The 8727-nt window shown below is 63.3% G+C and carries 10 protein-coding genes; 2 read left to right on the top strand and 8 right to left on the bottom strand.

The genetic code is table 11. From position 1 onward, the window contains the following. A partial coding sequence (gene dnaG / locus CQ12_RS13480; RefSeq protein ID WP_057835794.1) for a DNA primase occupies positions 1 to 1402 on the bottom strand: 1402 nt, incomplete at its 3' end. A gap of 254 nt (positions 1403 to 1656) precedes the next feature. On the opposite strand from dnaG, the gene CQ12_RS13475 reads away from it, so the two are divergent. Further along, positions 1657 to 2223, top strand: a complete 567-nt coding sequence (locus CQ12_RS13475) for a chlorite dismutase family protein (protein WP_057835793.1) — start codon at positions 1657 to 1659, stop codon at positions 2221 to 2223. A gap of 37 nt (positions 2224 to 2260) precedes the next feature. Here the strand turns inward: CQ12_RS13475 and CQ12_RS13470 are convergent, their stop codons facing one another. The 3 genes from CQ12_RS13470 to CQ12_RS13460 all read right to left on the bottom strand — a co-directional run bounded on the left by CQ12_RS13470 (position 2261) and on the right by CQ12_RS13460 (position 4531). Beyond that, a complete protein-coding gene (locus tag CQ12_RS13470) occupies positions 2261 to 2659 on the bottom strand; it encodes a gamma-glutamylcyclotransferase family protein (protein ID WP_057835792.1) in 399 nt (132 codons plus the stop codon). Positions 2660 to 2794: 135 nt separating this feature from the next. Continuing rightward, on the bottom strand, positions 2795 to 3607 hold the full coding sequence (locus CQ12_RS13465; protein ID WP_057835791.1) for a transglutaminase-like domain-containing protein: 813 nt from the start codon (positions 3605 to 3607) through the stop codon (positions 2795 to 2797). A gap of 3 nt (positions 3608 to 3610) precedes the next feature. Further along, a complete protein-coding gene (locus CQ12_RS13460; RefSeq protein WP_057835790.1) occupies positions 3611 to 4531 on the bottom strand; it encodes a transglutaminase family protein in 921 nt (306 codons plus the stop codon). A gap of 102 nt (positions 4532 to 4633) precedes the next feature. On the opposite strand from CQ12_RS13460, the gene CQ12_RS13455 reads away from it, so the two are divergent. Further along, positions 4634 to 5431: an N-formylglutamate amidohydrolase gene (locus CQ12_RS13455; RefSeq protein ID WP_057835789.1), complete on the top strand. Its 798-nt coding sequence runs from the start codon at positions 4634 to 4636 to the stop codon at positions 5429 to 5431. Here CQ12_RS13455 and CQ12_RS13450 read toward each other — a convergent pair. From CQ12_RS13450 to CQ12_RS13435, 4 genes are all read right to left on the bottom strand, one after another. Further along, complete coding sequence (locus CQ12_RS13450; protein WP_057835788.1) at positions 5428 to 6198, bottom strand: amino acid ABC transporter ATP-binding protein; 771 nt, start codon at positions 6196 to 6198, stop codon at positions 5428 to 5430. The two genes, CQ12_RS13455 and CQ12_RS13450, sit on opposite strands and share 4 nt — an antisense overlap. A gap of 58 nt (positions 6199 to 6256) precedes the next feature. After that, complete coding sequence (locus tag CQ12_RS13445) at positions 6257 to 6952, bottom strand: amino acid ABC transporter permease (RefSeq protein WP_057835787.1); 696 nt, start codon at positions 6950 to 6952, stop codon at positions 6257 to 6259. Continuing rightward, positions 6949 to 7743 (bottom strand): amino acid ABC transporter permease, encoded by a 795-nt coding sequence (locus tag CQ12_RS13440; RefSeq protein ID WP_057835786.1) that lies wholly within the window; start codon positions 7741 to 7743, stop codon positions 6949 to 6951. Before CQ12_RS13440 ends, CQ12_RS13445 begins: the two co-directional genes overlap by 4 nt. 70 nt (positions 7744 to 7813) lie before the next feature. Beyond that, on the bottom strand, positions 7814 to 8716 hold the full coding sequence (locus tag CQ12_RS13435) for an amino acid ABC transporter substrate-binding protein (protein ID WP_057835785.1): 903 nt from the start codon (positions 8714 to 8716) through the stop codon (positions 7814 to 7816). Positions 8717 to 8727 lie beyond the last annotated feature (11 nt).

The raw sequence follows: 8727 nt of genomic DNA, 5'->3' as shown, positions 1-8727 counted from the left end.
GGGATGCCCCGGGGCGGCCGCCGCGGGGGGCGAATCGGCCGGCCGGAGCCGCGCCGCGCGGGACAAACGCGCGGGGTGATTCGCTGCGGCCGGTGCGGAAATTATTCCTTCCGTAGCCACCGCCCCCGCCCTGCGGGGCAAAGGTGCGCTGCAGGCGCTCGGCGAGATCCTGGCGGTAGTAGCGGCGCACGACCTCGTCGCGGATGCCGTTACTGAGTTCGTTGATGCGCGCTTCCAATGCTGCGCGCCGTTCGGGCGTCGCGAAGGTCCCGCCTTCGATCTCGCGCGACCAGATCATGTCGGCGAGCGGACGCGCCGCCGAAATCACTTCCTCGATCGCAACACGGCCGCCGGTGCGGGCGAGGTCGTCCGGATCCTGCCCTTCAGGCAACAGCGCAAAGCGCAGGCTTTTGCCCGGCGCGAGATTGGGCATTGCGAGATCGGCGGCGCGGTAGGCAGCCTTCTGCCCGGCGCGGTCGCCGTCGAAGCAGAGGATCGGCTCGTCCGCCATCCGCCAGAGCAGCGCGAGCTGGTTTTCGGTCAAGGCCGTGCCAAGCGGGGCGACGGCGCCGCCGAAGCCTGCGGTGACCATGGCGATGACGTCGACATAGCCTTCGACCACGATCAGGGGGCTGCCGTTATGCGTGGCCTGCCGCGCGGTGGCGAGGTTGTAGAGGTTGTCGCCCTTGTGGAAGAGCGGCGTCTCGGGCGAGTTCAGATATTTTGCCGGAACGTCCTTTTCCAGCGCGCGGCCGCCGAAGGCGATGACACGGCCCCTTGCATCGGATATCGGAAACATCACGCGGTCGCGGAAGCGATCGTAGGGAACGGGGATGTCGTCGCCCCCGATCAGGAGACCGGCTTCCACCATGTCCTCGGTGGAAATGCCCTGCCCGCCCAGATGCTCCTTCAGCGCAAACCGATCCGGCGGCGCATAGCCCAAGCGAAACTGCAGCTGCGTCGCCGGCGTGATGGCGCGGTCGCCGAGGTAGCCGCGGGCCTTGGCGCCGTTGCGGGAGGCGAGCGTGTCGGCGAAGAATTTGGCCGCGAGTTCCATCACGTCGTGCAGCGTCTTGCGGCGCTGCTCGTGGCGCGCGGCATCCGGCGTTGCCGCCGGCAGCGGTAGACCGGCCATGGACGCGAGCCGCTCGACGGCCTCGGGAAACGAAACGCCCTCCGTCTCCATGACGAAGTCGAAGATGTTGCCGTGCTTGCCGGTCGAGAAGTCGTGGTAAAACTGCTTCTGATCGTTGACCGTGAACGAGGGCGTCTTCTCCTGCTGGAACGGCGACAGCCCCTTGAACTCCCGCCCCGCCTTCTTCAGCTTCACGCGCCGGCCCACGACTTCGGAGACCGGAAGCCGGGCGCGCAGCTCTTCGAGGAATTGGGGGGTGAAGCGCATAAGTTAAGATTCTACCTCGGCGATTCCTGGACGATTGCCAATCGAGCATGGATATAGGGAGGCGAGCCCCGAAAGCGATGTTTATCAGGCTTCTCGCCGCTATTCACAGGACGGAAGTGGGCACGATCCCCTCGCCGTCATGGCCCACCAGAGCGAAGAAAGACGTGGATGCCCGGGTCAGGCGCTGGCATGACGGCGAATGTGGGGCCTGAGTCTGCTTGAATCCCTGCCCGTTCCGCGCTTCCATCCCGTTCATGTTCACGATCTTCCGGGGCGGCAGGAGCGGGGCGTGGCGGGTGACGCGGTTCGCATCCGTCAAGGGAGCGTCGTTGGTGCCGACGCCTTCGGTATCGGTCGTGCATGCGCTGTCGATCACGCTGCCGATCATGCCCTCGCCGACTGCCTGGCGGCTCGCCGGCGTCAGCAGCCACCTGCGCTACACCGAGCGTGCCGAGAAGCAACAGCTCGACGCCTCTCCTGCCGAGATCGGCCGCCCCGAGGCGACCTATGCCGCGCTGATCCCGATCAAGAAATCGGCGGCCTGGTGGGAGCTGACGCAGGAGGAGCGTCGGCAAATCCTCGAAGACAAATCCCGTCACATCGCCGGCAGCCTGAAATACCTGCCAGCGGTCGCCCGCCAGCTCTTTCACAGCCGCGATCTCGGCGAGCCCTTCGATTTCCTGACCTGGTTCGAATACGCACCCGCGTATGCCGAAGAATTCGAGGAACTGGTGCGCACCCTGCGTGCCAGCGAGGAATGGAAATTTGTCGAGCGCGAAATCGATATCAGGATGGAGCGTGAGCGGCTGGATGCGGGGTGATCGCATCTCGTCATGGCCGGGCTTGACGGCGTAATACTCACTCCTCCAGAAACTTCCCCGAGGCGATGAGCGGCAGGCCGGTGACGGGCCAGTTGTAGACATAGGTCCATGCCTCGCCGGCGCTGCCGTCTTCCAGCGCCAGCGGCAGCATGCGCCTCACATATTCGGTCGGCTCCGGAAAGCCCTCGCCGCAGGCTTCGTACATGTCGAACTCGCCGAGCAAGGCGTCGCGATCGCGCAGCCGGTACAGTTCACCGAACACGACATCGGCGGGATCGTCCGACAGCACCAGCCCCGGATAATGCTTGATGCGATAGAGCCGGCCGCGGCAGGTGGCGGTGCCCAGAAAATCCGCGCTGCGCGACAGGAGTTGCGCCATCGGATGGTCGAAGCCGCGCATCAGCGTGCCGTAGACGAAGAGACGATCTGAAATCATGGCCTTCTATGTCATTGCGGGCAAAGCGAAGCAATCCATTGCCACCTCATGCGCAGAAGGATGGATTGCTTCGCGGAGCCTGTCATCGGGCGCGCGTTCGCGCAACCCGTTGGCTCGCAATGACGCAGCCAGGCCTCAAGCCGGCACCACCTCGTCGCTGACGACGAAAAACTTCACCAGATCCATCCGGCCGAAGCTCGTGGTCAGCGCGACGTCGGCGGCATCCCGGCCGGTGCCCATCAGGATGCGGCCGATGCGGGGGACGTTGTGGCGGGCGTCGAAGGTGTACCACTGTCCCGAGAGGTAGACCTGGAACCAGCCGGAGAAATCCATTGGCGCGGGATTGCGCGGCACGCCGATGTCGCCGAGATAGCCGGTGCAATAGCGGGCCGGGATGTTCATGCAGCGGCAGAAGGTCAGCGCCAGATGCGCGAAATCGCGGCAGACGCCGGCGCCCTGCTCGTAGACGTCATGCGCCGACTTCATGTGGTGGGCATGCTCGTAGCCGAAGGTAACGTGATTGTGCACGAAGTCGACAATCGCCTGCACCCGCGGCCAGCCGAGCGGCGTATTGCCGAACAGCGACCACGCGATATCGGTCAGCTTGTCGGTCTCGCAATAGCGGCTCGGCATCAGGTAGAGCAGCACGTCGTCGGGCAACTGATCGATCGGCACCTGCTGCGCGGTCGGCACGACAGCATCGGGCAGGCCGGAATCGCGCACCAGCGTCTCGCCGCGCAGCGTGACGCCACCGGCAGGCGCTGTGAGGCGGCCGCAGACATTGCCAAAACTGTCGCGATAGAAACTGATGGGAACATCAGGCTCGGCGGCGATGCGTTCAGTGCCGACGATATCGGCAAAGCGCGACGGGTGGATCGAGAGCATGACCACCATCGGCGTCGGCTGCGCGGCCGCATAGGAAATCTCGAAGCCGACCTTGATCTCCATGGATCAGACCTCTTCCACCTGCCGGGTCCCGTCCCACGCTTCCATTTCTTCGCCGGCCGCGACGACGCTGATATCGACCTCCATGCCGACGAATGCATCCGCCGAGCCCAGATACGTCCCGTGCAGCGGGATCGCCTGGCGCGGATCGCGGGCGACCGCAACGCGGATGAGATCGCGGGTGCCGACGATCCCGTTGGTCGGATCGAATTCGATCCATCCCGCGCTCGGCAGATAGACCTGCACCCAGGCATGGGTCGAACCGCCGCCGACATAACCATCCACGCCGTCGCCGGGAATGAAGATGTAGCCGGAGACGAAGCGCGCGGCGATGCCGAGCCGGCGCAGCGCCTCGATCATGAACAGCGCATAATCGCGGCAGGTGCCCGATCCGGTCTGCAGCGTGTCGAGCGGATGCTGGGTGCCCCGCTCATGGCGCTTGCGATAGGCGAAAGCCCTGCGAATGCCGTGCGTCATGCCGCTGAGAATCTTGAACGTCGGCGTCGGCGCCTCGGCGTCGAGAAATTGTCGCGCCCAGGCCGACAGCTCGCCATTGGGATCGCCATATTGCGGCGTGACGAACTGCAACAGGTCCGGAAATTCCTCGTCGTCATACAGGAACGGATAGAAATAGGCCGGATCGTCCGGCGTCAGCGCGAACTCTTCAGCGGGACTGTGCTCGACGGTGGCGGTCGCGGTGAACGACAGCGTGTCGGCGCGCTCATCGAAGGTCGCGATCGCCACGCTGTTGCCGAACACGTCGTGGATCCAGCGGAGCTGCATCGGTTTCGGCGCGATCTCGAGCTGGCTGGCGCGGATGCGCAGGTCATGCCCCGGCAAGGGTTGCAGCATGATGCGGTGTTCGCCGAACGCGACCGGGCGCGTATAGCGATAAACGGTCTTGTGATTGATCGTCAGGAGCGGCATCGTCAAACAATCGTCGATTCTGGTAGGTCTCATCTAGGCCGAATCCTGCTCAATTGTAGATCGGGCTGCCGCTTCGATAGGCACTGGCTCAAGGAAAATGATTTGAACGACTCTGCAGGCACAGGCCTACTCCTCAGCGCAGAAGATGTTCCTCCGGTACATGAACATAATGCGGCGGGCCGGTCGCCGTTTCTGCTCACATGTGACCATTACGGCAGGCTTATTCCGTCCGCGCTCGGCGATCTCGGCGTGAGCGAGAGCGAACTGACGCGCCATATCGCCTGGGACATCGGCATCGCCGGCGTCGCGGAACGGCTATCGAAGCACCTCGATGCGCACCTGATCGCCCAGCGCTACTCGCGGCTGGTGATCGACTGCAACCGCCCGCCCCATGTCGCAAGCTCGATCCCGCGCATCAGCGAGGCGACCACGATACCCGGCAACGAAGGCCTTTCGCGCGAGGCCGCCGCGATCCGGCGCGCGCAGATCTTCGACCCCTATCACCGCCGCATCGGCGAGATCATCGACCAACGCGGCAGCAAAGGCATGCCGACGGTGCTGGTGTCGCTGCACAGCTTTACGCCCGTCTATGCCGGGATCGCGCGGCCCTGGCATATCGGCACGCTCTACCACCGCGACACGCATCTGCCGCCGCTGCTGTTGAAGCTATTGCGCGCCGAGGGCGACCTCGTGGTCGGCGACAACGAGCCCTATGCGGTCAGCGACGAGACCGATTACACGATCCCCGTCCACGGCGAAGCGCGCGGGCTGATGAACACGGGGATCGAGATCCGGCAGGATTTGATCGAGGATGAAGCCGGCGAGAAGGCATGGGCGGACCGGCTGACACGGGTTCTGGGCGAGATCGAGCCCATGCTGCGCGCACAGCAACGGATCTAGTGGACGATCTGGCTCAGAAAGCTCTTCGCTCGTTCCGTGCGAGGGGCGCTGAAGAAGGTGTCGGGATCGCCTTCTTCGACGATCGAGCCTCGATCCATGAAGACCACGCGATCGGCGACTTCGCGCGCAAAACCCATTTCGTGCGTGACGCAGACCATGGTCATTCCCTCCCGCGCGAGTTCCACCATCGTTTCGAGCACCTCCTTGACCATCTCCGGATCGAGCGCGGAAGTCGGCTCGTCGAACAGCATGATCTTCGGCTGCATGCACAGGGCGCGTGCGATGGCTACGCGCTGCTGCTGGCCGCCCGAGAGATGCGCGGGGTATTTGTTCGCCTGGTCGTGGATGCGCACCTTCCTCAGCAGGCCGATCGCGCGGTCATGCGCTTCCGGCCGTGAAAGCCCGCGGACTTTCATCGGAGCCAGCATGCAGTTCTCGACGACCGAGAGGTGCGGAAACAGGTTGAAGCTTTGAAACACCATGCCGACTTCGCAGCGCACACTGTTGATGTCGGCCATGCGGTCGGTCAATTCGATCCCGTCGATGACGATCCGGCCGCCATCATGCTTCTCGATATGGTTGATGCACCGGATCAGCGTCGACTTGCCGGAGCCTGACGGCCCACAGAGCACGATCTTTTCTCCCTTCGCCACCGTGAGATTGATGTCGTTCAGGGCGGCAAAGCTGCCGAACCGTTTCACCAGGCTTTCCACGACCACGATCGGGGAAGACCGCTCCGCCGGGGGAGCTCCGATTTCATACAGCATGTTCGTCCTCCAGATGTGAGGGCCAGAGAAAGCTCCTGGCCTTCGGACAGCCGATCGATTACCGGTGCACGCCAGCGAGCGCGTACCGCTTTCGGAGCGACGCGACGAACTGGGAGGCGGCCGAACTAATGACGAGGTAGACCACGGCCACGGCGAGATACATTTCGACGAGGCGGCCATTGAGTTGCGCGAGCTTCGAAGCCGCGCCGAGCAGGTCGGTGAGCGAAAGAACGTAGACCAGCGACGTATCCTGAAACAGGATGATGGTCTGGCTCAGGATGATCGGGCTGGCCACACGGAACACCTGCGGCAGGATCACGTTCCGGTAGGTGTCGAAGGTGGACAGCGAGAGCGCCTGGCACGCTTCGAACTGGCCCTTGTTCACCGCGCGCAATCCGACGCGAATGATCTCCGAATAATAGGCCGCCTCGAACAGGCCGAACGTGATGAAGGCCGTGTAGGTGGCGCCGATCGGAATCGGACGGCCGTTGCCGCTGAGATGCCCAAGCACGATCGGCACCAGGAAGAAGAACCAGAACAGGACGAGGATGAGCGGGATCGACCGCATCACCGCGATGTAGCCGCGCACGATCTGGCTGACGACCGGCACCTCAAAATGCTGCACCAATGCGAAGCAGGTCCCGAGAATGAGGCCGATGATGGAAGCCACCGCAGTCAGCGCGAGGGAGAACAGCAACCCCGACCAGAGATAGGGCCACGCCTGCAGGATGATCGAGAAATCGAGGCTGTTCATTTCACGACCTCCATGGCATCGGGCACGACGCCGTCTTGCTGCACCTCTGCCGTCAGTTCCTGATCGGCGATGTCCCTCGCGTGGGCGGTGCCCGGAATGTGCACGGCCTTGTCGATGAGCATCATCGACTGATAGGCGATCAACGCGAGCGCAAGGTAGATGAGCGTCGCGGCGCCGAAGGCGGTGAAGGTCTGAAACGTGACTTCGCTGATTTGACGCGCCTGAGCGGTCAACTCCATCAGGCCGATGGTCAGGGCAACCGACGTGTTCTTGTAGATGCCCATCACCTCGCTGGTCAGGCTCGGCACGATGAGGCGCAGCGCTTGCGGAATGATGATGTATCGATAGGTCAGATATCCGCCAAGCCCGAGCGCGTTGGCCGCTTCGGCCTGCCCCTTCGGCAAGGCCTCGATCCCGGCACGAACCTGTTCTGCGATGCGGGCCGCGGTGTACAGACCCAGGCACAGCAGCGCCGGAAAGAACGATCCCCAGGGCGGTGGTATCTGCTTGATCGCGTTTCCGAGCGTGTCAGGAAGAATCTCCGGCAGCACGAAGTACCAGAGAAACATCTGCACCAGCACCGGGATATTCCGGAAGATCTCGACATACATCCGGGCCAGCGCTGCGAAGAACCGATTTCGTACGGTCCGGCCGATGCCGACGACGACGCCTACTGCGAACGCAATCCACCAGCCGAAGAACGCCAGCGCCAGTGTCCAACCGAGACCCGACAACAGCCAATCGATGTAGCGCTGGCCGTCCGCCGTCTGTTCAAAAAGAACTCCGAACATCGCGAGCCTCACGGTTACAGATGCGAACGACGATCACCTTGTACAGGATCGACGCGCGTGCCGCGCCGGACTAGTCGACTGCGTCGCTCGGTTGCGCGATCCTGGCCTTGAGGGCATCCGTCAGCGGGAAAGCGAGATTCTCGCCCTTCGGCGGAATCGGGCCGGTGAACCACTTCGCATACGTCTTCTCGAACTGGCCTGATGCCATCTGCTTCGAGAGAACGTCGTCGACGAGTGCCTTGAACCCGGCGTCGCCCTTCGTGAACATCAACCCGTAGAAAATCTTGGCGTAACCTTCGGGAAGAAACCCCAATGCTTTCGGATTCGGTGCGGCAGCCTTGAGACCCGCGAGAAGGATATCGTCCTCCATGAAGGCCACCGCGCGGCCGGTGTTCAGCATCAGGAACGATTCCGCATGGTCCTTTGCCTGCACGATGTTGAGGCCAAGCTGCTCCTTGGCGTTGACGGCCTGGGCGAAGCCGACGGCGTTGGAGCCCTGGGTGACGACAATCGTCTTGCCCTTCAGGTCGGCAGCACTCTTCAGGCCACCATCGGCCTTGACGAGCCAGCGAGGCTGGCTGACGAACGTCGCGACCGAAAACGAGACCTGCTCCTGCCGTTTCCTGTCGTTGGCCGTTCCTCCGCATTCGATATCGACGGTGCCGTTCTGAATGAGCGGAATCCGGTTGGACGAGTTCACTGGCGTATAGCTGACGGAGAGGCTGGGCAGCTTCAGCTCCGCCTTGATTTGCTCGACGATAGCTGCGCAAAGGTCCAGCGAGAATCCGACGGGCTTTTGATCGGCGCCGAGGTAGGAAAAGGGAATGGAGGCCTCGCGGTAGCCTATCGTGATGGCGCCGCTGGACTTGATCTTGGTCAGCGTCGGGCTATCAGCTGCGGCAGCCGGCGCGACCATGGCGCCCATCGCCAGGACGCCTGGCAAAAGCCCCAGTAGGCGTACGAACTTCCTCATTTGCTGCATCC

Source organism: Bradyrhizobium jicamae (assembly GCF_001440395.1).
GTDB classification, from domain to species: domain Bacteria; phylum Pseudomonadota; class Alphaproteobacteria; order Rhizobiales; family Xanthobacteraceae; genus Bradyrhizobium; species Bradyrhizobium jicamae.
This window is presented reverse-complemented; position numbering and strand designations above follow the sequence as displayed.